Origin of the sequence: Myxococcus sp. MISCRS1 (genome assembly GCF_026626605.1) — a bacterium.
GTDB classification, from domain to species: Bacteria; Myxococcota; Myxococcia; order Myxococcales; family Myxococcaceae; genus Myxococcus; species Myxococcus fulvus.
On record NZ_JAPNKB010000001.1, the window covers coordinates 130,082 to 156,473 of the forward strand.

2 protein-coding genes (1 of these 2 only partly in view) are annotated in these 26,392 nt (G+C 70.3%); both read right to left on the reverse strand.

Annotation, left to right across the window (positions count from 1 at the left end; genetic code table 11):
- A complete protein-coding gene (locus OWM54_RS00485) occupies positions 1-18,267 on the reverse strand; it encodes a non-ribosomal peptide synthase/polyketide synthase (protein WP_267696313.1) in 18,267 nt (6,088 codons plus the stop codon).
- Positions 18,264-26,392 carry the 3' portion of a type I polyketide synthase gene (locus OWM54_RS00490; protein ID WP_267696314.1) on the reverse strand. It continues 3,229 nt past the right edge of the window, so 8,129 of the gene's 11,358 nt are visible here — the last part of the coding sequence; the start codon falls outside the window, past its right edge; the stop codon is at positions 18,264-18,266. The genes OWM54_RS00485 and OWM54_RS00490 overlap by 4 nt, the downstream gene beginning before the upstream one ends.

Below are 26,392 nucleotides of genomic sequence, written 5' to 3' on the forward strand. Positions count from 1 at the left end.
TCAGGCGCCCTCGTTCCGTTCGTCGTCCTGCCGCAGGAAGGGCTCGGAGACGTGCTTCACGATTCGCGCGGCCAGGGCCTGGACGTGCGGAGCGTGCAGCAGGGTGTAGTGGGTGCCCGGGACGTCCTCGACCTCGAGTTGCTCCGGGTCCACGTAGCGAGACCATCCGTGGGTCGGCTCCACGGAGCGCTCCCGCTTCGCGTCCTTCGCGCGCAGCAGCAACACGGGGCCTCCGTAGGCACCTGGACGGAACGTGGACAGGACCCGCAGGTTCGCGCGGGTCACGTCGCGCCAGGCCCGGAGGTCCGAGTCCTGGACCTCGGGGGGAAGCCACCCGGACTCCCGTGCATACGCGATGACCCGAGCGAGCTGCTCATCTTCGGAGAGCCCCGCGAGAGACTCGGGCCGGAGCGTCGACTCGACTCCCGCGGTCCGCGCGAGGTCCATCGCCATCCCCGCGAGGAGCAGCGCGTCGTCGGGTCCTTGCGTGAGCAGCTCGTCCGTGGACGCGAAGCTGTCGAGGAGGATGAGCTGTTCGACGCGCTGTCCCTGACGCTCCAGCTCGCGAGCCATCTCGAAGGCCACGACGCCGCCCATGGACCAGCCCCCGAGCACATACGGGCCTTCGGGTCGTACGGCGCGCAGCGCGGCCACGTAACGCCGCACGAGCGCGTCCATGTGTTCGAGTGGAGGCTCCGCGCCGTCGAGCCCTGGCGACTGGAAGGCGTAGACCGGTCGGTCCGCTCCCATCCACCGTGAGAGCAGCCGATAGGGTCCCACCGCTCCGCCAACCGCGTGAACGAAGAACACCGGCGTGCCCGTGCCCTCGGCCTGCAACGTCACGCAGTCTCGGGCCGGGCTGTCACCACGGGACACTTCGAGCCACGACGCGAGCTGTTCGACCGAAGGGGCCTCGAAGAGGGCACGCAGTGGGAGGTCGATGCCGGTGAGTGCACGCACTCGCGCCACCACCTGCGTCGCCAGCAGCGAGTGCCCTCCGAGTTCGAAGAAGTCGTCCTTCCTCCCGACTCGCTTCGCTCCCAGCACCTCGCTGAACACCTCCGCCAGCTTCGCTTCCAGTCCCTCTCGCGGTGCTTCGTAGACGTCTTCCGGTGACGTCACCGCCTCCGGCTCCGGCAGCGCCCTGCGGTCCACCTTCCCGTTCGCCGTCAGCGGCAGCGCCTCCAGCACCACCACCACCGTCGGCACCAGGTACTCCGGCAGCCTCCTCCTCATCCCCTCCTTCACCGCCGCCCCCTCCACCTCTCCCACCACGTACCCCACCAGCCTCTTGTCCCCTCTCTCCTCCCTCACCACCGCCACTGCTTCCTTCACTCCTGCCTGCTGCTTCAGCCCCTCCTCCACCTCCCCCAACTCAATCCGGTACCCCCTCACCTTCACCTGCCCGTCACGCCGCCCCAGGAACTCCAGCGCTCCGTCGTCCCTCCAGCGGACCACGTCCCCTGTCCGGTACAGCCGCTCCCCGTCCCCAAACGGACTCGGCACGAAGCGCTCCGCCGTCAGCTCCGGCTTCCCCACGTACCCCCGCGCCAGCCCCTCGCCTCCCGCGTACAGCTCTCCCGGCACTCCCACCGCCACAGGACGCAGTCCCTCGTCCAGCACGTACACTTCCGTGCCTTCCACCGGACGCCCAATCGGCGCTCCTCTCTCTCCAACGTCCGACTCCTTCTGCATCCTCCACGTCGTCGTGAACGTCGTGTTCTCCGTCGGGCCGTACCCGTTGATGAGCGTGCCTCCCGCGCGCAGCCGCTCCTTCACCCGCTGCACCGGCAGCACGTCTCCTCCCGCCAGCACCTGCTTCACTCCCGCCAGTGCCTCCGGCTGGTACGCCTGCATCTGCTCGAAGAGCGCCGCTGTCAGCCACAGCGACGTCACCTGGTGCGCCTTCAGCGTGGCAGCCACTTCCTCCAGCGCCAGTTCCTTCGCCGGGTACACCACCAGCTTCGCTCCGTTCAGCAGCGCACCCCATACCTCCAGCGTCGATGCGTCGAAGCCCACGGGCGCCAACTGCAGCCACACCTCCTCCGCGCTGAAGCTCGCGTACGTGGCTCCCTTCACCAGTCTCGCCACTGCCTTCTGCGGCACCCCCACGCCCTTCGGCGTCCCCGTGCTTCCCGACGTGTACATGACGTACGCCAGACTGCTTCCATCTCCTCGGAGCGGCGGGTTGCTCTTTGGCTGACGTCCAATCAACGCCGCGTCCGCGTCGAGGCTCACCACCACGTCCGTGCTCTCCGCCACCTCCTCCACCAACTCCTCGCGGCCCACCACCACCGCCACCCCCGCCTCCCTCTTCATCCACCTCATTCGCTCCGCCGGGTTGCTCCCCTCCAGCGGCACGTACGCTCCTCCCGCCTTCACCACCCCCAGCACCGCCACCACCCACTCCAACGAGCGCTCCACTCTCAGCCCCACCCGCACTTCGGGGCCCACTCCCACGCTCCTCAAGTGGTGCGCCAGCTGGTTCGCTCTCTCGTTGAGCTGCCCGTACGTCAGTGACTCCCCGGCACTGTCGACCACCGCGACCGCGTCAGGTCCAGCGGCCACCGTCGCTTCGAACAGCGCAGCCAGGGTCTGCTCATGCAACGACCGCGGGCTCTGTCCGTGCTGGCGTCGCGCCTCCTGCTGTTCATTCTCACCAGGCTCTGCGCCAAGCCTCTCCGCGCGCGATGAGCCTCGGCCGCTCCACGCCACCACCCGCCGCCGCTCCTCCTCCGTCTCCAGCGGCAACTCCCTCACACGCTTCCCCCACCCCTCCACGCCTCCTTCCAGCACTCGCCTCACGTGCCTCATCAACCGCTCCGCTGTCCCTTCCTCGAACAGGTCGCTGTTGTAGTTCAGCACCACGGCCACACCGTCCGGGCCATCTCCCACGAGCAACGAGAAGTCGAACTTCGACGTCTTCGTGTCCGTCTCCAAGCCTCTCAGCACCAGCCCCTTCCCCAGCTTCACCTCCACCCCGGGCGTGTTCTGCAACGTCAGGCTCACCTGGAACAGCGGACTGCGGCTCAAATCCCGTTCCGGCAGCAGCTCCTCCACCAGCTTCTCGAACGGCACGTCCTGGTGCGCGTACGCACCCAACGTCACCTCCTTCGCCCTCCCCACCAGCTCCCCGAACGTCTCCCCCTCCTCCACTCGCCCCCTCAGCACCAGCGTGTTCGCGAAGTATCCGATCAGCCCTTCCGTCTCCGCGTGCGTTCGCCCTGCAATCGGGAAACCCACCACCACTTCCCGCTGCCCCGCGTGCCTCGACAGCACCACCTGGTACGCGCTCAGCAGCACCATGAAGGGTGTCACCCCTTCACGACGACTCACCTCCTCCACCTTCCTCCACAGCTCTTTCGGCCACTGCGTCTGGACGAAGCCACCCCGGAAGCTCTGCGCCGCCGGCCTCGGCCTGTCCGTCACCAGCTCCAACGCCCTCGGCGCCCCTTCCAACTGCTTGCGCCAGTACTCCACCTGCTGCTCCAGCACTTCCCCCTGCAACCACCCTCGCTGCCACTCCGCGTAGTCCCCGTATTGCACCGGCAGCTCGCCCAGCGGCGACGGCTTCCCCTCCGCATACGCCCCATAGAGCGCCGCCACTTCCCTCACCAACAGCCCCGTCGACCAGCCGTCCGACACGATGTGGTGCATCACCACCACCAACACGTGCTCCTCCTCGGAGAGCCTCACCAACGTCGCCCGCAGCAGCGGCCCTCGCGACAGATTGAACGGCCGCGCGACCTCCTCGCCGACGAGACGCAGCAACGTCGACTCTCGCTCCGTCTCCTCGTGCAGCTCGACTCGACGGAACTGGAACCGCGATGGTGGGGAGATCACCTGCACGGGCACACCGCCCTCATCAGGGAAGCTGGTGCGCAGGTTCTCGTGACGACGAATCACCTCGGAGAACGCTCGCTCCAGCGCCTCCACATCGAGAGCCCCCTCCAACCGGAGCGCCGACGGGACGTTGTACGTGACACTCCCAGGTTCGAGCTTGTCGAGGAACCACAGGCGCTGCTGCGCGAAGGACAACGGCAGTGCCCCCGGCCGCGCGGAGGGCCGCAACGCCGGTACCGAGACGGCTCGCGCGACCTGCTCCACCTTGCGCGCAAGTCCCTCCAGCGTGGGCGCCTCGAATAGCGCCCTCAGCGGCACCTCCACGCCCAGCGAGCCACGCAGCCGCGCCACCACCTGCGTCGCGATGAGCGAATGCCCACCCAGCGCGAAGAAGTCATCGTGACGACTCACGCGCTCGACTCGCAGGACCTCCTTCCAGATGGAGGCCAGCGACTCCTCCATCGGCGTCGCGGGCGGCACATGCACCGTGTCTGAAGCCAGAGCCCCCGCCTCCGGTTCGGGCAACGCCCGGCGATCCAGCTTGCCATTCGGCGTCAGCGGCAACGCCTCCAGCACCATGAAACCCGAGGGCACCATGTGCGCCGGCAAGCGCTCCTGGAGGAAGCCTCGCAACATCCCCAGGTCCACGACTCCCGAGGCGCTCGCGATGACATACGCGACCAGCCGCTTGTCACCAGCCGCGTCCTCGCGAGCCACCACCACCGCGTCACCCACCGAGGGATGCTCGCGCAGGACCGCCGCCACCTCTCCAGGCTCCACGCGGAAGCCTCGCACCTTCACCTGGAAGTCCGCGCGGCCCAGGAACTCCACCCTGCCATCCTCGAGCCACCGCACCCTGTCCCCCGTGCGGTACATCCGAGCTCCCGACACTGGGCTGAACGGGTCCGGACCGAAACGCTCCGCCGTCAGGTCAGGGCGCCCCAGATACCCACGCGCCACCTGCTCGCCGCCGATGAACAGCTCGCCGGGCACTCCGGTCGGCACCGGACGCAGCTCGGCATCCAGCACGTACACGCGCGCCTTCGCCAACGGCCGCCCCAGCGGCACGGCCGCCGCCCGGACCACCGCATCCACCGGTCCCGCGAGCACACCCACGGTCGTCTCCGTGGGGCCGTAGTGGTTGAACACCTCCAGCGTCGGAGCCAGGGCACGCACCTGCTCCACCAGCGCCCACGTCGAGGATTCACCACCCAGGACCAGTCGCTTGCGAGGCAGCACTCGCGCCGGCTCCGGCGCCGTCAACCAGGCGGAGAGGTGCGCGGGCACCATCTTCACGCAGTCCACCGGGTGACGCTGGAAGTACTCCGCCACGCCCATGGGATTGCCCAGGCGCTCAGACGAGAGGACATGCAGCACGCCTCCCGTGCACAGCGCCGGGAACAGCACCGTGTTGCCCAGGTCCGCGCCGAAGGTGGACACCAACGCGAAGCTCGCGCACTCACGCAGCCCGAGCCGCTCGGTCGCGGCCTGGACGTAGTTGACCAGCGCCCCGTGTGACACGGCCACGCCCTTGGGACGCCCCGTGCTGCCCGAGGTGAACAACACGTATGCGGTGTTCTCCGGCGCGACCAGCACGGCCGGCGCGGCTGCTGAATGCTCCGCTAGCAGCGCGGCGTCCCAGTCCATCAACACCCGACGCGCGGCGCAGGTCTCGAACGAAGCAGCGTGACGAGACTCCGTCACCACGACGGGCGCGGCGACCTCCTCCACGAGCACGCGCAGACGCGTCGCGGGCTGTGCTGGCTCCAGCGGCACGTAGGCGCCTCCGGCCTTCAGGACACCCAGCAGCGCCACCACCAACTCCACGCTCCGCTCCAGGCACAGCGCCACCGGGACATCCGGCCCGACGCCGAGCTCCCGCAGATGCATCGCGAGCTGATTGGCTCGTGCGTCGAGCTGCGCGTACGACAGCAGCACGTCCTCGTAGCGCACGGCGGGCGCCATGGGGGTTCGGGCCGCCTGTTGCTCGATGAGCACATGCAACGGCGCCGCGTTCGAGAAGTCCGCAGGGGTCGTGGACCACGAGCCCAGGACCTGTTGCCGCTCGGCTGGCGTCATCAGCGGCAGCGCGGAGAGGCGCTGGCCAGGGTTCGCGGTGATCGCCTCCAGCAGCACCTGAAGGTGCGCCACCATGCGCGCCGCCGTGGACTCGGAGAACAGGTCGGAGTTGAACAGCAGTGTCCCCGTGATTCCCTCCGAGGTCTCGCTCAGGTTCAGGGACAGCTCGAAGCGCGCGGCCTCCGTGCCCTCCGTCTCCAACGGCACGAGGGACAACGCGGGGAGCTCGAGCGCCTCCACCGGAGCGTTCTGCAGGACGAACAGGACCTGGAACAGCGCGGTGCGGCTCAAGTCGCGGGCGGGACGCAGCGCCTCCACCAGCTTCTCGAAGGGGAGGTCCTGGTGCTCGTAGGCCCCGAGCGTGGTCTCACGAACCTGGGCCAGCAGTTGGAGGAACGTCTCCGCGGGCTGCACCCGCGCGCGCAGGACCAACGTGTTGACGAAGAAGCCGATGAGGCCCTCCGTCTCCGCATACCGGCGGCCCGCGATGGGCGAGCCCACGCTGATGTCGTCCTGCCCCGAGTAGCGGGACAGCAACACCTGGAACGCCGAGAGCAACACCATGAAGGGGGTGGTTCCCGTCTCGCGGGCCAGCGCGCCCACCGCGTCTCGCAGCGCGCCCGGGAGCCGTACGGGGACGGTGGAGCCTCGCTGCGATTGGACCGCGGGGCGAGGCCCCTTGATGGGCAACTCCAGATGCGGGGGCGATCCGGCGAGCCGCTCCCTCCACCAGTCGAGCTGCGTCTCCAGTCGCGTTCCGCTCAGCCACTCGCGTTGCCAGAGCGCGTAGTCCGCGTACTGCACAGGGAGCGCGGGCAGCGGTGCCTGTTGTCCCTCGGAGAAGGCCACGTAGAGCGCGCCGAGTTCTCGCACCAGCACGCCCAGGGACCAGCCGTCCGAGACGATGTGGTGCATCACCAGCGACAGCACATGTTGCTCGGGAGCGAGTCGGAGCAGCGTGGCGCGCAGGAGCCTGGGCTGTCCGAGGTCGAACGGGCGCAGCGACTCCTCGACGGCACGGCGCCGCACCGCGCTCCGGCGGTCTACTTCGGACAACGCGCTCAGGTCCTCGAAGGGGAGCTGGAAGTCGTCGGGGGCGTGGATGACCTGGACTGGCTCCCCCTCGTGCAGGGCGAAGCTGGTGCGCAGGGATTCGTGACGCGCCACCAGTGCGGAGAACGCGCGCTCGAGCGCGTCGATTCGCAGCGCCCCATTCACCTGGAGGTGGATCGGTACGTTGTAGGCGGCGCTGCCAGGAGAGAGCTGTTCGAAGAACCACAGGCGCTGCTGCGCGAACGACAGCGGCGGTGGGCCAGAGCGAGGCCGAGGGACCAGCGGGAAGACGTCGGGCGTCGTGCTGTCCCCACGCGAGGAATCGAGACGTCTCGCGAGCGCTTCGAGGGTCGGTGCTTCGAAGAGAGTCCGCAGCGGGAGGTCGATGCCAGTGAGTGCGCGCACTCGCGCCACCACCTGCGTCGCCAGCAGCGAGTGTCCTCCGAGTTCGAAGAAGTCGTCCTTCCTCCCGACTCGCTTCGCTCCCAGCACTTCGCTGAACACCTCCGCCAGCTTCGCTTCCAACCCCTCTCGCGGCGCTTCGTAGGCGTCTTCCGGTGACGTCACCGCCTCCGGCGCCGGCAGCGCCCTGCGGTCCACCTTCCCGTTCGCCGTAAGCGGCAGCGCCTCCAGCACCACCACCACCGTCGGCACCAGGTACTCCGGCAGCCTCCTCCTCATCCCCTCCTTCACCGCCGCCCCCTCCACCTCTCCCACCACGTACCCCACCAGCCTCTTGTCCCCTCTCTCCTCCCTCACCACCGCCACTGCTTCCTTCACTCCTGCCTGCTGCTTCAGCCCCTCCTCCACCTCCCCCAACTCAATCCGGTACCCCCTCACCTTCACCTGCCCGTCTCGCCTCCCCAAAAACTCCAGCGCTCCGTCGTCCCTCCAGCGGACCACGTCTCCTGTCCGGTACAGCCTCTCGCCCTCTCCAAACGGGCTCGGCACGAAGCGCTCCGCCGTCAGCTCCGGCCTCCCCACGTACCCTCGCGCCAGCCCCTCGCCTCCGGCGTACAGCTCTCCCGGCACTCCCACCGCCACAGGACGCAGTCCCTCGTCCAGCACGTACACTTCCGTGCCTTCCACCGGGCGACCAATCGGCGCTCCTCTCTCTCCGACGTCCGACTCCTTCTGCATCCTCCACGTCGTCGTGAACGTCGTGTTCTCCGTCGGGCCGTACCCGTTGATGAGCGTGCCTCCCGCGCGCAGCCGCTCCTTCACCCGCTGCACCGGCAGCACGTCTCCTCCCGCCAGCACCTGCTTCACTCCCGCCAGTGCCTCCGGCTGGTACGCCTGCATCTGCTCGAAGAGCGCCGCCGTCAGCCACAGCGACGTCACTTCGTGCGCCTTCAGCGTCGCCGCCACTTCCTCCAGCGCAAGCTCCTTCGCCGGGTACACCACCAGCTTCGCTCCGTTCAGCAGCGCGCCCCATACCTCCAGCGTCGACGCGTCGAAGCCCACCGGCGCCAACTGCAACCACACCTCCTCCGCGCTGAAGCTCGCGTACGTGGCTCCCTTCACCAGTCTCGCCACTGCCTTCTGCGGCACCCCCACGCCCTTCGGCGTCCCCGTGCTTCCCGACGTGTACATGACGTACGCCAGACTGCTTCCATCTCCTCGGAGCGGCGGGTTGCTCTTTGGCTGACGTCCAATCAACGCCGCGTCCGCGTCGAGGCTCACCACCACGTCCGTACTCTCCGCCACCTCCTCCACCAACTCCTCGCGGCCCACCACCACCGCCACCCCCGCCTCCCTCTTCATCCACCTCATTCGCTCCGCCGGGTTGCTCCCCTCCAGCGGCACGTACGCTCCTCCCGCCTTCACCACCCCCAGCACCGCCACCACCCACTCCAACGAGCGCTCCACTCTCAGCCCCACCCGCACTTCGGGGCCCACTCCCACTCCCCTCAAGTGGTGCGCCAGCTGGTTCGCTCTCTCGTTGAGCTGCCCGTACGTCAGTGACTCCCCGGCACTGTCGACCACCGCGACCGCGTCAGGTCCAGCGGCCACCGTCGCTTCGAACAGCGCAGCCAGGGTCTGTTCACCTGTTGAAGGAGGACTTCCTCCTCGGTCGTTCCACGCCGCCATCGATTGGACATCAGACAGCGCAGCGCTCGTCACCGAGTGCGGAAGCTGGCCGTGCTCGCGGGACTTCGTCCCGGACACATGCTTACGCCCGCTCCACTCCACCACCACTCGCTGCCGCTCTGCCGCTGTCTCCAGCGACAGCTCCCGCACCTTCTTCCCCCACCCCTCCACGCCTCCTTCCAGCACTCGCCTCACGTGCCTCACCAACCGCTCCGCTGTCCCTTCCTCGAACAGGTCGCTGTTGTAGTTCAGCGCCACCACCACCCCGTCCGCGTCCTCGCCCACGGACAGCGAGAGGTCGAACTTCGACGTCTTCGTGTCCGTCTCCAGCCCCTTCAGCACCAGCCCCTTCCCCAGCTTCACCTCCACCCCGGGCGTGTTCTGCAACGTCAGGCTCACCTGGAACAGCGGACTGCGGCTCATGTCCCTCTGCGGTAGCAGCTCCTCCACCAGCTTCTCAAAAGGCACGTCCTGGTGCGCGTACGCCCCCAACGTCACCTCCTTCGCCCTCCCCACCAACTCTCCGAACGTCTCCCCCTCCTCCACTCGCCCCCTCAGCACCAGCGTGTTCGCGAAGTACCCGATCAGCCCTTCGGTCTCCGCGTGCGTGCGTCCTGCAATCGGGAAACCCACCACCACTTCCCGCTGCCCCGCGTGCCTCGCCAGCACCACCTGGTATGCGCTCAGCAACACCATGAAGGGTGTCACCCCTTCACGACGACTCACCTCCTCCACCTTCCTCCACAGTCCCTTCTCCCACCGCCGCTCCAACACCGCCCCACGGAAGCTCTGCGCCGCGGGCCTCGGCTTGTCCGTCACCAACTCCAGAGCCTTTGGCGCTCCCTCCAACTGCTTGCGCCAGTATTCCACCTGCTGCTCCAGCACTTCCCCCCGCAGCCACCCTCGCTGCCACTCCGCGTAGTCTCCGTACTGCACCGGCAGCTCGCCCAACGGCGACGGCTTCCCCTCCGCATACGCCCCATAGAGCGCCGCCACCTCCCTCACCAACAGCCCCGTCGACCAGCCGTCCGACACGATGTGGTGCAGCACCACCACCAACACGTGCTCCTCTTCAGACAGCCTCACCAACGTCGCCCGCAGCAGCGGCCCGCGCGACAGGTCGAACGGGAGCAACACCGCCTGCTCCACATGACGACGCGCCGCTGCCTCACGCGCGGACTCCGGGAGTCCATCCAACTGGACCACGCGCAGAGGCACCTCGACTTCGGCCGAGACCCTCTGCACGGCCACGCCGTTCTCACTCCGGAACGTGGTGCGCAGGGCTTCATGACGGCGGACAAGCTCCTGGAACGTCCTCGCCAAGGCCTCGGTGTCCAGCGGACCGCTCATCCGCACGGCACCCGGCATGTTGTACGAAGCGCTGCCGGGCTCCAGCTGGTCCAGGAACCACAGTCGCTGCTGCGCGAAGGAGAGCCGCGCCGGCTGCCCCTTGTCCTCGCGAGGCTTCAACGGCGGCACCGCCAACGACGCCCCCGCTCGAATCAACCGGTCCACGCGCACCGCGAGCGACGCCACGGTGGGCGAGACGAACAGCTCCCGCAGCGGGACCTCCAGGTTGAACGCGCTCCGAATCCGCGAGATGGCTCGCGTCGCCAGCAGCGAGTGTCCGCCCAGCTCGAAGAAGTGGCTGTGAATCCCCACCCTGTCGAGCCCCAGCACCTCCGCGAAGATCCCCGCCAGCAACTGCTCCGTCGCGGTCCCCGGCGCGACGAAGTCGCCTCCCGCCGCCGCCCCCAGCTCCACCGCAGGCAGGGCCCTGCGATTCACCTTGCCACTCGGCGTCAGTGGCAATGACTCCAACACCGTCAGCGCGGAGGGAACCATGTACTCAGGCAGCCGGCCCACCAGATGCGCACGGAGCTCCGTGGGGTCGGGCCGCTCGGGATGCTCACGCGAGAGCACCACGTACGCCACCAGCTTCGCGCCCGCGGAGCCCTCGTCACGCACCACCGCCACCGCATCCCCCACCGAGGGATGCGCGCGCAGCACGGACTCGATTTCCCCCAGCTCGATGCGGAAGCCACGCAGCTTCACCTGGAAGTCGAGGCGGCCGAGGAACGCGAGCTCACCGTCGGGGAGCCAGCGCGCCTTGTCTCCCGTGCGGTACATGCGCGCGCCTGGGACGGTGCTGAAGGGATTGGGAACGAACCGCTCCGCTGTCAGCGCTGGACGTTCCAGATAGCCACGCCCCACACCCTCGCCTGCCAGGAACAGCTCCCCGGGCACACCCACGGCGACAGGTTGGAGGTTCGCGTCCAGGACGTACGCCCGGACATTCGCCAGCGGGGCTCCAAGCGAAGGCCGCGCTGCTCCACGCACGGCACGCACCGTGGAGTCCACCGTGCACTCGGTGGGCCCATAGACGTTGAACGCGGTGATGCGCGGGTGGAGGGAGAGCTGCTCCCAGAGCGCCTCATCCACCGCTTCGCCGCCCACGAGGACTCGCAGCTCGCGACGAGACGCCAGCCCCTCACCGAGAAGCAGGCGCAGGTGGGACGGCGCACAGTCGAGCACGTCGACGCCGTGTCGCTCGACCCACGCCACCAACAAGGCCGCATCCTGGCGAGCAGCCTGAGGCACCACGCACAAGGTGTGTCCATCCGAGATTTGAACGAGCTGCTGGACGGACGCGTCGAAGGCCAGCGGCGCGCTGACACTGAAGCGCAGCGGACCGTTCAAACCCACGAGGGCCGTGGACGCGAGCGCCGCGCGCAGGTTCATCACCGACGCGTGCTGAATCATCACGCCCTTCGGTTGGCCCGTGCTCCCCGACGTGTAGATGACGTAGGCCAGGTGCTCCGGAAGCGAGACACGCGGCGGCGCGCTTTCCGACTCCGAGGCGAGCGCCTCCACCATGTCCGGCTCATCCAGAGGGATGACCTCGACGCCCTGTGCCTCCACTCGCTCGGACAGCGCACGCTGCGTGAGGACGAACGCGGCGCGCGCGTCCTGGAGCACGAAGGCCAGTCGCTCGCGAGGATGCGCCGGGTCCAGGGGGACGTACGCACCGCCCGACTTGAGGACACCCAGCACGGCGACGACCATGTCGACGCCGCGCTCCAGGCAGAGGGCCACGCGGGACTCGGGCCCGACGCCGCGAGCGCGCAGCCACCGGGCGAGCCTGTTCGCCCGATGGTCGAGCTGGCTGAACGTGAGCGACGTCTCGTCATCCAGGACCGCCAACGCCTCGGGCGTGCGCGCGACCTGCGCCTCGAAGCGCTCGTGCAGCGTCTGACCGGGTGACGAGAGCCCGCTCCGCCCGCTCCACTCCTCCAGCAGCCGCCGCCGCTCGTCCGCGCCCATCAGGTCGAGCGTCGACAAGGGCTGTTCGACCTTGCCGCGCAGCTCGGACAACAGGTGGCGCACCTGCTCGAGCATCCGCCGCACCGCGAGCGCGTCGAAGCGCGCGGCGTCATGGTTCAGCTTGAGCACCCACTCGTTCCCCGGCATGACCACCAGGGAGATGGGGTGGTGGTCCGCCTCCACCGCCATGGGGTTGCGCACCACGAGGTCCTCCGACGGCGTGGAGAGCCCTGCCTCCATCGGATAGTTCTCATAGGTGAACAGCGTCTCGAACAACGGCTCGCCCGAGGGCACCTCGCTCCAGCGACGCACGTCGACCAGCGGCGTCGACTCGTACTGACGGGCCTCCTGCATCCATCCCTGGAGCTCCCGCAGCCACGTGCCCACCCTCGCCTCGGAGGGCATGCGCACGCGCACGGGGATGGAGTTGATGAACAAGCCCACCATGCTCTCGAAGTCCGTCAGCTCCGCGGGACGTCCGGCGACGGTGGCGCCGAAGACCACGTCATCCCGACCGCTGTAGCGCCCCAGCACCACGGCCCACGCGCCCTGGACCAGGGTGCTCTGGGTGATGCCCTGCTGCCTCGCGAAGGCCACGAGGGCCGCGGTCTCCTCCGCTCCGAGCCGCAGCTCCTGTCCGCCTCGACCCGACAGGCCCCGCGCCGCCGCCGCGACGTCCACGCGCGTGGGCTCCGAGTACCCCACGAGCGCCTTGATCCAGAACTCCTTCGCGGCGCGCGGGTCCTGTCGCTCCAGCCAGGCGATGAAGTCTCGATACGGCCGGACCTCTCGTCGCGGCGGCGTCACACCGCGTCGAAGCGCCTCGTACCGGGTGAACACATCTTGCGTCACCAACTGCGTGGACCAGCCATCCAGCAAGAGGTGCGAGAAGCTGAACACCACGCGCCAGACCCGCTCGTCCGTCCGCAGCAGCCCCAGCCGGAACAGCGGCGCGACGGAGAGCTCCACGCCGCGGCGACGGTCCTCCTCCAGGAACGCCGACACCCGCGCCTCCACCTCGTCCCGAGGCACCGCGCGCCAGTCCTCGACCTGGACCGGGGGCTCCACGTCACGCATCACCGCTTGCAGCGGCGCGTCCAGCCCGTCCCAGTAGAACGCCGTCCGGAGGATGGAGAAGCGACGTGCCGCCTGTCGCCACGCCTCCGTCAGCGCCTTCACGTCGAGCGCGCCCTCCAGCTCGAACGCCATCTGGTTGAAGTAGGGCTGGGACGCTTCGTCCTGGAGGATGTGGAACAGGATGCCCTGCTGCAACGGAGACAGCGGATACAGGTCCTCCACGTCGCGCAGGCGCAGGCCCTTCGAGGCCATCCGGTCCGCGAGCCCCTCCAGCGCGCCCTGGCCCAGCTTCGCCAGCGGAAAGTCCGACGGTGACAGTCCGCGCGGGTCCTCCGACGTCGCATGCGCGATGAGCTCACGCAGCGCCGAGATCAACCCGCGAGCCAGCGTCTCCACCGTCCCGGTCCGATGAATCCCCGGGCCGTGGGTGAACATCAGCCGCATCCTGCCGCCGCTGACGATGCAGTCCACGTCGAGCAGGTGCTCGCGCATGCCCTCGGGCGCACGCGTGGGCCCCACCGAGCCTTCGGACATCCGCAGCGGCGCCGTGGCCGGCAGCACGTTGTCGAACTGTCCCAGGTAGTTGAACCCCACCTCCGGCGCGGGCAGCGCACGCAGGCGCTCACGCAGCGCCGGGTCCGGTGACAGGTAGCGCAGCACGCCGAAGCCCACGCCCTTGGACGGGATGCGCCGCATCGCCTCCTTCGCGGCGCGCACCCACGCTCCGGGCCCCTCCCCCGTCGCCTCCACCAACACCGGGAACATGCTGGTGAACCACCCCACCGTGCGCGAGAGGTCCACCTCGCCGAAGACGTTCTCGCGCCCGTGGCCCTCCATGTCCACCCGCACGCACGACGCCCCCGTCCACCGACGCAGCACGTGGGCGAGCGCCGCCAGCAACAGCTCGTCCGGCTTCGCGCGCAACGCCTTCGCCACGTCCTGGAGGAGCAACTGCGTCTCCGCGGGCTCCAGCGCCACCTCCACCACCTTCGACGCGCCCTCCGTGTTCGCGGGGCCGCCCTCCACCTCACGCGGCAACGCGCCCACCCGCTCCCATGGCAGCCCGAGCCAGAAGGTCGCCTCCGCCTGTGCGGCGGGGGTCCGCGCGTGCTCCACCAGACGTGACGCCCAGGACTGATAGGACACCGTCTTCGCGGGGAGCTTCACGGGCTCGTCCGCGCGGAGCCGCTGGTAGCTCGACAGCAGGTCCTCCACCAACACGCGCCAGGAGACGGCATCCACCGCGAGGTGATGGATGACGATCAACAATTCCTGCGGCACGTCCGGTCCCGACTCGAACAGCACCGCTCGCGCGACCTCTCCCGTGGAGAGCGTCAGGCTCGCCTGGACCCGCGCGGCGTGGGCCACCAACTCGGCCTCGCGCGCCTGGGACTTGCTGAGGTCCACCGTCTCCAGGGGCAGGACGCCGTCCAGGCCCAACAGCTCCTGCTGCCAGCGTCCCTCCGCGTCCTTCGTGAAGCGCAGCCGCAGGGCATCGTGGTGCTCGCGCACGAGCTGGAGGGCGCGGCCCAGGTGCTCCGGCACCATCCGCTCGCGCAGCGTGAGGCGCAAGGCCTGATTGAAGTGGTGCACTCCCGACCGCTCGTGCTCGAAGAACCCGTGCTGGATGGGCGTCAGCGCCACCGGCCCCGTCACGGGTCCCTGGGCGATGACCTCCCGGGGCGCCTCGGAGACCACCGCCGCGAGCCGCGCCACGGTCGGATTCTCGAAGAGCTGCTTCGCGCGCAGGTGCAACCCCGCCTGCGCGGCGCGGGAGATGACCTGGATGCCGAGGATGGAGTCTCCCCCCAGCTCGAAGAAGTCATCGTGCACGCTCACCCGGGGGCGTCCGAGCACCTGGGCCCAGATGGCGGCGAGCGTCTCCTCCTTCGCGTCGCGCGGCGCGACCTCGTCGGTGCGCTCCACCACCGATATCTCGGGCGCCGGCAGGTTGCGGCGATCCACCTTGCCGCTGCTCGTCCTGGGGAGTTCATCCATCGCGACGAAGGCCGCGGGCACCATGTACTCGGGCAACTGCTCCAGCAGGAACTCGCGCAGCACGGCGGGCTCGCGTCCCCGCTCGCCGGAGGACACCACGTACGCCACCAGCCTCGGCGCCGACCCCGCGTCCTCGCGCAGGAGGACCAGGGCGTCGCGAACCTCGGGGTGTCGGCAGAGCGTGGCTTCGATCTCCCCCAGCTCGATGCGGAAGCCACGCAGCTTCACCTGGAAGTCGATGCGCCCGAGGAACCGGAGCTCGCCATTCGGGAGCCAGTGCACCTTGTCTCCCGTGCGGTACATGCGGTCGCCCGGGACGGTGCTGAAGGGATTCGGGAGGAAGCGCTCCGCGGTCAGCGCGGGGCGGCCCAGATAGCCACGCCCCACGCCCTCGCCCGCGATGAACAGCTCGCCGGCGACACCCACGGGGGCGAGCTGGAGGTTCGCGTCCAGGACATACGCCCGCACGTTCGCCAGCGGTGGGCCGAGCGAGGGTCCCGACGTGCCGCGCACGAAGCGCACCGTCGCCTCCACCGTGCACTCGGTGGGCCCGTAGACGTTGACGGCGGTGATGTGCGGGTGCGCGGCGATGCGAGCCCAGAGCGTCTCGTCCGTCGCCTCGCCTCCGAAGAGGATGCGCAGCGGGCGATGCGCGCCCAGCCCCTCATCGAGCAGCACGCGCAGATGGGACGGCGTGCCGTCGAACACGTCGACGCGGTGTCGCTCCACCCACTCCACCAGGAGGGCCGCGTCCTGGCGGACGGTCTGCGACACCACGCACAAGGCATGGCCATCCGAGATGTGGACGAGCTGCTGGACGGACATGTCGAACGCCAGCGGCGAGTTGAGGCTGAAGCGCAGCGGGCCGCTCAGTCCGGCGAAGACCTTGGACGCGAGCGCCGCGCGCAGGTTCATCACCGACGCGTGCTGAATCATCACGCCCTTCGGCTGGCCCGTGCTGCCCGACGTGTAGATGATGTAGGCCAGGTGCGCCGGGAGCGAGACCCGCGGCGGCGCGGTGTCCGGCTCCGCGGCGAGCGCCTCCACCATGCCCGGGTCATCCAGGCAGATGACCTCGGTGCCCTGGCTCCGCGGTCGCTCGGCCAGCGAGCGCTGCGAGAGGACGAACGTGGCGCCCGCGTCCTGGACCACGAAGCCCAGTCGCTCCGGTGGATGGGCCGGGTCCAGGGGGACGTACGCACCGCCCGACTTGAGGACGCCGAAGAGGGCCACCACCATGTCGACGCCGCGCTCCAGGCAGAGCGCGACGCGGGACTCGGGCCCGACGCCGCGAGCACGCAGCCAATGGGCGAGCCTGTTGGCCCGACGGTCCAGCTGCCTGAACGAGAGTGACGTCTCGTCGTCGAGGACGGCCAGGGCCTCGGGCGTGCGCGCGGCCTGATCCTCCAAGCGCTCGTGCAGCGCGCCTTCCCACGGAAGCTCCCGGTCCGTGTCGTTCCAGCGCACCAGGAGCAGCTCCCGCTCCGCGGCGGACACCAGGGACAGCTCGCCCAGGCGACTCTCCGGCCGCGTCGCGAGGGTCTCCATCACGAGGACCATGCGGTCCAGCTGCGCCTGCGCGAACTCCCGCGTGAAGCGGCTCCGGTCGTAGCGGAAGTGCAGCGGGAGCCGCGCCTCCGGGGACGACGTCAGCGTGAGGCCGAAGTGGTCCTCCTCCTTCGACTGGACGCGGTGGACCTCCAGCGCTCGCGAGGCCGACGTGAGCGCGGAGTCCAGGGGGTAGTTCTCGAAGACGACCAGCGTGTCGAACAGCGCCGTCCCCGCGGGGACTTCGCTCCAGCGCTGCACCTTCACCAGGGGCGCGTGCTCGTGCTGGCGCGCGTCCACCTGCTGCTCCTGGATGCGGCGGAGCCAGGTGGCCCACGTGAGGTCCCCCGACCAGCGCACGCGCACCGGCTGGGTGTTGATGAACAGGCCGACCATCTCCTCCACGCCCGCCAGGTCCGGAGGACGACCGGAGACGGTGGTGCCGAACACGACGTCCTCAGAGCCCGACAGGCGCCCGAGCACCAGGGCCCATGCGGCCTGCACCACGGTGCTCAGGGTGACGCCGTGGCGACGCGTGAAGGCGTTGAGCGCGGCCGTGGTCTGCTCGGACAGGTGGCGGATGAGCGTGGCCCGGCCCTCGCCTTCGCCAACGCCCGCGCCCGTCGGAGTGGGCTCGTGGAACCCCGCCAGCTCCCGGCGCCAGAAGTCCTCCGAGGTCTTCAGGTCATGCTCGGCCAGCCACCCCAGGTAGTCACCGAAGGGACGCGGAGGCGCGAGCCTCGGAGCGCGGCCCGCGACCGTCCCCTCGTACAGCGTGAAGAAGTCCTTCACCACCAACGGCACGGACCAGCCATCCAGCACCAGGTGCGAGTGGCTGAAGACGAAGCGATACACCCGGTCCGCGGCGCGCAGGAGCGTCAGGCGGATCAGCGGCGCCTGCGACAAATCGAAGCCCTCCTGCCGGTCCTTTGCCAGGAAGGTCTCCAGCCGCGCCTCGAAGCCCTCCGGGGACAGGTCCCGCCAGTCCTCCTCGCGCAGGGGCAGGTCCACCTCGCGCAGCACGACCTGGACCGGCTCGTCCACGTCGTCCCAGACGAGCGCGGTGCGCAGCACGGGATGCGCCGCCACCACGCCACGCCACGCGGCGGCGAAGGCCTCCACGTCCAGCGCGCCTCGCAGCTCACAGACGAGCTGGTTGAAGTAGAGGCCCTTGCCGGGCTCGGAGATGGCGTGGAAGAGCATGCCGCCCTGGAGGGGCGACAGCGGGTACAGGTCCTCGATGTTGTCGCTCATCGCGTCTTCTTTCCGAACCGGGCCGCCAGCTTGTCGAGTTGCGACTGCTTCACCTTCGCGAGAGGGAAGTCGGACGGAGAATGCCCGCCCGCGTCCGGAGCGCTCGAGGCCTGGATCAAGGCCAGCAGCCGCGCCACGAAGTCCTCCGCCACTCGCACCACCGTCTCACGACGGTGCACCGCCTCACTGAAGGTCCACGTCACCTCCAGCCGGCCCTCTCGCACCACGCTCGTCACATCCAACAGGTACGGCCGACGCGAGCTCGCCGCGCGCTGCCGCAAGCCCTCGCTCTCCGGCGCGAGCGTGAAGGGCCCCTCCGCTCCGACGAGGCCGTCCACCTGTCCCAGGTGATTGAAGCCGACCTCCGCCCGGGGCAACTCCGCCAGCGCGGCGTCCCGCGCCACGTAGCGAAGGAGGCCCCAGCCCATGCCCTGCGTCGGCACCGCGCGCAGCGACTCCTTCACGCCGCGCAGCGCCTCACCGGGCCCGCGTGCCTCACGCACATCCAGCAGCGCCGGGAAGACGCGCGTGAACCAGCCCACCGTGCGCGACACGTCCACGCCCGGGAGCACCTCCTCGCGACCATGGCCCTCCACGTCGACCAGCGCGATGCCCCGCTCCGTCCACGCGGACAGCGCCTGCGCCAGGGCCGTCAGCAACGGGTCCTGGGGCTGCGTGTGCCAGGCCTTCGGCACGTCGTGCAGCAGCGCCTTCGTCCGCTCCGCATCCAGCGCCACTTGCACCGTGCGCGCCGTGGACTCGGTGTTGCCGCCCTCCTGGAAGTCCCGCGGCAGCCGCGCCACCTCGGACCATGGACGCTCGCGCCACCACGTGCGCTCGGCGCCCAGCTTCTCCGAGCCCGCCAGCGTCTCCAGTCCCCGCGCCCAGGCCTGGTACGAGGTCGTCTTCGGCGGCAGCCGCACCGGCGCACCCTCGGCGAGTCGCGCATACGCGGTGGACAGGTCCTCCACCAGGATGCGCCACGACACCGCGTCCACCGCGAGGTGGTGGACCGCCAGCACCAGTCGCACGGGCTCGCCATCCCCGGGCTCCAGCAGCGCGGCCCGAATCATGGCGCCGTCCAACGACAGCGACTGCTGCAGCGCCATCGCCCGCTGCTCCAGCGTGCTTGCCAGGGCCTCGCGCGGCACGTCGGACAGGTCCACGCGCTCCAGCGGGATGGGCGCCCCGGGAGCCTCGGACGTCTGATGCCAGCCGTCCGCCGTCCTGGCGTAGCGCAGGCGGAGCGAGTCGTGGTGCTCCACCACGTGCGCCAGGGCGCGCTCCAGCAGCGCCGCGTCCAACGGCGTGCGGGACTGGAACATCAGCGACATGTTCCAGTGGTCGGGGTCCTCCAGCTCCAGCTCGAAGAACCAGCGCTGGATGGGCGTGAGGGATACGGGGCCCACCACGGGCCCCTGCTCGGCCTGCACCGTGAGCCGCGTCCCCGCCACCGCGGCGAGCCTGGCCACCGTGGGGTTCTGGAAGAGCTGCTTCGGTGACAGCTCCAGCCCGGCGGCGCGCGCCCGCGTGACGATCTGCAAGCCGAGGATGGAGTCGCCTCCCAGCTCGAAGAAGTCATCGTGGATGCCGACGCGGTCCACGTTGAGCACCTCCTTCCACAGCGCCGCGAGCCGCTCCTCCACCTCGGTGCGCGGCCCCGTGCTCGACGCGCTCGTCGACTTCGTCACCTGGGACTCGGGCACGGGCAGCGCGCGCGTGTCCACCTTGCCGTGCCGCGTACGAGGCAGCGACGCGAGCGTCACGTACGTCGACGGCACCATGTAGGGCGGCAGCCGCGAGAGCAGCCAGGACTTCAGCGCGCCCGAGGACACGGCCTCCCCCGGCTCGACGGCCGAGGCCACCACGTAGGCCACCAGTCGCTTGGGCCCACCGTCCGCTCGCGCGACCACCGAGGCCTCGCGGACCTCCGGATTCGCGAGCAGCGCCGCTTCGACCTCACCGGGCTCGATGCGGAAGCCACGCACCTTCACCTGCGAGTCCGCGCGCCCCAGGAACTCCAGCGTCCCGTCCCGACGCCAGCGCGCCACGTCGCCGGTGCGGTACATGCGCGCTCCGGGACGCGCGTCGAACGGGTCCACGCCGAAGCGCTCGGCGGTGAGCTCGGGCTGACCGAGGTAGCCTCGCGCGACACCGCCGCCGCCGACGTACACCTCGCCCGGTGCACCGGGCAGCGCGAGCCCTCGCCGCGAGTCGAGCAGGTACACCCTCGCGCCCGGCACCGCGCGGCCGATGGGCACACTGCCCTGCTCGTCCTTCTGGACACGGTGCACCGTGCTCCAGATGGTCGCCTCGGTGGGACCATACTCATTGAACAGCGGAACCGTGGGCAGGGCCTCATGGTGCGCCTGCGCCAGCTCCACCGCGCACGCCTCGCCGCCCACGCTCACCGCGCGCAGGCCCGACAGTCCACCCGCGGGCGCCGCCGCGAGCACCTGCGCATAGAGCGCCGGCACGGAGATGAGGTGCGTGACGCGCGCCCTCGCCACCAGCTCCGCCAGCCTCCTGGGGTCCTCGCGCTCCTCCACGTCGGGATAGCGCAGCGTTCCGCCCTCGAAGAGCGACCAGAACAGGCCCGCCAGGGAGGCATCGAAGGTGAACGGCGCCAGGGACAACACGACGCCCGGAGCCCCGTAGACCGCCTGTCGGGCCCGCGTGGCGGACACCAGCTGGCGATGCTCGATGACCACGCCGCGCGGACGTCCCGTCGAACCCGACGTGTAGACGACGCACGCCGCGTGATGCGGCTCGGGCATCGGCGGCAGCGCTCCGACAGTCGTCGGCAGCGACTCCACCGTCACCACCGACAGGCCCTCACGCTCGGGCACCCGTGCACGCCAGGCGCCCGACGTCACCACCACGGAGGCCTTCGTGTCCTCGAGGATGCGCGCGAGCCGCTCCGCCGGGTGCTCCAGGTCCAGCACCACCACCGCCGCTCCGGCGCGCAGCACGCCGAGCATCGCGGCCACGACGTCCGTGGGCTGGGCCAACGCGAGCGCCACCACCGCGCCCTGCCCCGCCCCCAGCGCGCTCACCGCCGAGGCCAGTCGCGAGGAGAGCGACTCCACCTCCCGGTACGTGAGGCGGCGCGAGTCGTCCTCCACCGCCACGGCGTCCGGCACACTCGCGGCCCGCGCCGCGAAGCGCGACGACACCGTCTCCGCCGCCGTGGGCTCCGGCAGGGGCGTCGGTCCCCACTCCACGAGGAGCTGATGACGCTCCGCCTCGGACAGGAGGCTGAGCTGGGAGACCCGCTGTTCGGGACGCGCGGCCAGCTGCTCCAGCAGTCCCACCAGATGACCGGAGAGGCGGCGGATGGTCTCGGCGTCGAAGAGGTCGGTGTTGTACTCGATGCCTCCGGAGAGGCCGTCCTTGGACTCCACCAGCTCCAGCGTGAGGTCCAGCTTGGTGAAGCCGGTGTGGACCACCTGGCTCCCCAGACGCAGGCCCGCCATGGACAGCTCGATGGGCGGCGTGTTGTGCAGCACCAGCATCGTCTGGAAGATGGGCGTGTGGCTCAGGTCGCGCGCCACGTGCAGCGCGTCCACCAGCTTCTCGAACGGCACCTCCTGGTGCCCGAAGCCACCGAGCGCCGCGCGGCGCACCCGCCCGATGACCTCCGTCAGCGTGGGGTCCCCCGACAGGTCGGCGCGCAGGGCGATGGAGTTGATGAAGCAGCCGATGAGCGGCTCCACCTCCGGCCGGTTGCGGCCCGCCACCGGCGTGCCCACCGCGAAGTCGTCCTGCCCCGAGTACGCATGGAGCAGCGTCTGCCACGCGGCCATCAACACCATGAACGGCGTGGCGCCCTCACGTCGGCCCATGGACGTCAGGGACTCGGTGAGCGCGCGCGGGATGCGGATGGCGTGACGCGCCCCCGGGTACGTCTGCACGGGAGGACGGGGACGGTCCGTCGGCAGTCGCAGCACGGGCACGTCCGCGAGGACGTCACGCCACCAGGCCTGCTCGGCCGCGAGCTCGGGGCCCCGCATCCATTCGAGCTGCCAGGCCGCGTAGTCCGCGTACTGCACCGGCAGCGTGGGCAACGTGGCCTGCCGGCCCTCGATGTTCGCCGCGTACAGCGTGGCCAGCTCGTGGAACAACACGCCCGAGGACCAGCCGTCCGAGACGATGTGGTGCATCACGATGAGCAGCACGTGCTCCTGCTCGTGGACGCGCAGCAGCGACGTGCGGAACAGCGGTCCCTGCTCCAGGTCGAACGGCTTGCGCGCCTCGGCCCTGGCCCAGGCCTCCACCGACACATCCTCCTCGAGGGTGGAGAGCGGGAGTGGCAGCGGGCCCGGCGCGGTGATGTGCTGCACCGCGCCCGAGTCGGACATGGAGAAGGTGGTCCGGAGCGCCTCGTGGCGCCGCACGACCTCCTCCAGGGCCCGCTGGAGCGCGGCCGCGTCGACCGGGCCGCTCAGCGACAGCATCACCGAGTTGTTGTACGCGACGTTCCCCGGCTCCAGCCGGTCCAGGTACCAGAGGCGCTGCTGCGCGAACGAGAGCGCCAACGGCTGCTCGCGCGAGATGCGCGGGATGGGCGGAGGGCCCTCGCGCTTCGTCGGTGCCGAGGACTGCGGGGCGACGCGGGGTGGCTTCGGTCGACGTGAAGGCCCCCGGACGGGTGCCAACAATTCCACCGTTCCATCCAGGCGACGGCGCGCCCTGCGTCCCAGGGAGAAGCCCGTGACGGCGCCGGAGAGCGCGCGCAGCGCGGAGGTCGCGGGTGCATTCCAGAGCCCCCGAGGCGCGCGCTCCCCCGTGACGGCCAGCTCACCCACGACGCCCACCGGCACCGGGCGGCCCTGCGCATCGACCACCTCCCAGCCGGAGTCCTCCATCGCGCCCGCGCGAATCCAGGCGCCCACGCCGAGCAGCGGGTCACGCCGGGACACCTGGGCGGAGAGCACGTGCGCCAGCGCGGCGGTGACGTCCTCCTTCGCCTCCTCGACCAGGACATGACGGACCGGGCTCAGGGCCTCGGAGGCGTCCGGCAGCTCCGCCAGCGCTCGCGCCAGCGACGCCGTCACATGCAGGTGCGTCGCCTGCGTCTGCCGCACCAGCGACAGCAGCGACGCCGCGGCCCCAGGCCCCTCCTGGATGGCCATGCCCGGAATCGCGGCGGAGGGCCTCGGTGAATACCGACGCCGCAGCGTGTTCAGGTGCACGAGTCCTTCGAGCGTCGCCTCCACCTCGACGCCGAAGTCCACGAGGCACGCGAGCTCGTCCACGTCGAGCTTCCGCACCCGCTCCACCACCGGCCCGCACGTGTCCGGCGTACCGAACAGGCCGCCCTCCTCCACGTAGCGCGTGAGCCCGTGCTCCAGCAGGGCATCCACGTCCGCGTTCGTCAGCGTGCGCAGGTCCCCCTTCAAACCGAGGCTGGACGCGAAGGCCTGGAGGATGTCCACCGAGCTGCGGAAGTAATCGAGCAACGGCTTGCGCACGCGCCGACGGACCTCGGCCTCGTCCGTCCCCAGGTACGCATGCATCATGAGGCTCACATGGCCCCGGCCCGGGTGGCCGTGCTGCCGCCACGCCTCGCGGTAGAGCGCGACCTTCGAGGCCAGGTCCTCCAGGTTCTGCCCCATCAGGTTCGTGAGGACGTAGGCCCCCAGCTCGCCCGCCATGCGGAACGTGTCCGGGCTCCCCGCCGCCGTGAGCCAGAAGGGCAGCGCCTTCTGCACCGGCCGCGGGCGCAGGAACACCTCCACCTCGTCCCCCGCGCCGTTGCGTCGGAGCACCGAGCCGCCACGCCACAGCGTGCGCACCTCCTCGATGCCCTTGAACATGACCTCCTTGCGCTTCGCGTAGCGGTCCGGCGCGAAGACGAAGTCGTTCGCGTGCCAGCCCGAGGCGAAGGACACACCCACGCGGCCGTTGGACAGGTTGTCCAGGACGGACCACTCCTCGGCGACGAGGACGGGGTCATGCAGCGGCAACACCACGCTGCCCGCGCGGATGCCCAGCCGCTCCGTCACCGTGGCCACGCCCGCGCCCACCACCGCGGGTCTCGGGTACAGGCCGCCGAAGGAGTGGAAGTGCCGCTCCGGCGTCCACATCGCGGAGAAGCCGTGCGTGTCCGCGTACTTCGCGCCCTCCAGCAGCAGCCGGTACTTGCGCCCCCCCAGCGAGTCCTCGTCGTTCGCGAAGAAGGACAGGCTGAAGTCCGGACCGGGCCGCTCTCCCGCGGAGCGCGCCGAGGAGAACACCAGGCGCGCCCGCTCCGATGGCAGCACCACGCGCAGGCCCCGCGTCAGCGCCCACAACAACTCCAGGCCCGTCCCCGGTGAGCCCGTCTCCTCCGCGGCCAGCCATGTCCCCTCCCCGGCCACGCCGTCCCCATCGAGACGTCGGAACAGCGCGTCCACCGTCCGCACCGTGTGCACGGCGCGCAGCCGCTCACCCGAGGGCGCGACGAGCGTCTCCAGGCAGACCATCGTCTCCGGCGGCATCCGCGACGGCAGCACCGGGAAGAGCTTGAAGGCTCGCGGCATGTCGAGCTGCGAGGACAGCCGGACCCGGATGACGCGGTCCGGGTCCAACGGGACGCTCGTCTGCAACCGCTCGTGCGTCAGCAACACCGGCGGCAGGCTCCCCTCGGGCGCCAGCGCGGACAGCTCCTTGAGCTGCGGCGCGCCGAGGAGCACGTACGCGCCTCCCGCCTCCATCACCGCCCAGAGCGCCACCACGCGCTCCACCGACGGCTCCAGGCAGAGGGCCACCAGCACCTCGGGCTTCACGCCCTTCGCACGCAGCTCCGACGCCAGTCGCTTCGCCTCCGAGCGCAGCTCCCGCCACGTGACGTCCGCGCCACCTTCCACCGACAGGGCCACGCGGTCGAGCGCCTCCGAGGACCGGGCATCCAAGAGCGCCGCGAGCGTGCGCGGCTCCTCCCGCGCGGGCACGAGGGGCTTCGGGGCCACGTGCTCCAGCGGGAGCGAGGAGAGCCGCTGCTCGGGGTCCTCCACCGCCGCCGTCAGCAGCGACGTCCAGTGCGCGACGAGCCGCGCCATCGTCTCCGGCGCGAAGCGCTCCGACGCGTAGTCGAGCGTGCCGGTGAAGCCGCCCGCGTCCTCGCCCATCGACACCGACAGCGGCGACAGCACGTTGCCGAACTGCGCCGGCCCGTCCTCCACCTCGACGATGCGCATTCGCAGCCCGGGCAGCTCCAGGTTCGCATCGAAGCGGGGATGCAGGATGAAGAGCGTGTCGAAGACGCGCTCGCGTCCCGGGTTTCGCGTGGGCTCCACCTCGCGGATGAGGTGCTCGTAGGGCACGTCCGGCTGGGAGTACGCCTCCACCACCACGTCCCGCACCCGGCCGATGAGCTCACGGAACGTCGGGTCTCCCGACAGGTCCGTGCGCAGCGGCACCGCGTGCGCCACGTAGCCGATGAGCGGCTCGAGCTCCGGGCGACTCCGGTTGCCGATGGGTGTCCCCACCACGATGTCGTCACGCCCCGCCCAACGGGCCAGCAACACCTTCCACGAGGCGAGCAGCACCATGAACGAGGTGACGCCCTCACGCTTCGCCAGCGCATGCACCGCGCCCGTCAGCGCCTCGGGGAAGCCGACGTTCCTGCGCCGACCACTCAGCGCGGGCCCGTCGGTGGGAGGCAGGTCCACGGGCAGCTCCAGCGGCCCGGGCAGCTCCACCAGTCGCTCCCGCCACGCCTGCGTCTGCTCCGCGAACGCGCCCGACAGCAGCGCCTTCTGCTGCCAGGCCGCGTAGTCGATGTACTGGATGGACAGCGCGGGCAGCGGCGCGGGCTCACCCCGCTGGAACGCGCCGTAGAAGGCCCCCAGCTCGCCGCCAATCACCACCAGGGACCACGTGTCACACACCACGTGGTGGACCGAGACGACCAGGACGTACTCGCGCTCCTCCAGCTCGAGCAACAGGGCGCGCACCACCGGCCCCTGGGCCAGGTCGAACGGCCGGGCCATCTCCTCGTACACCCGCTCACGCCACTGCGTCTCGCGCGCCTCCGGGGAGAGCGCCTTCAACGAGTCCACGACGAGGGGGACGCGAGGCTCGGCGGAGACGCGCTGCACGGTGCGACCACCGATGATGGGATACGTCGTGCGCAGGGCCT

Bases quoted from the DNA above. Each gene is read 5' to 3' on its own strand.
- OWM54_RS00485 (WP_267696313.1), bottom strand. From the start codon at position 18,267: ATGAGCGACAACATCGAGGACCTGTACCCGCTGTCGCCCCTCCAGGGC.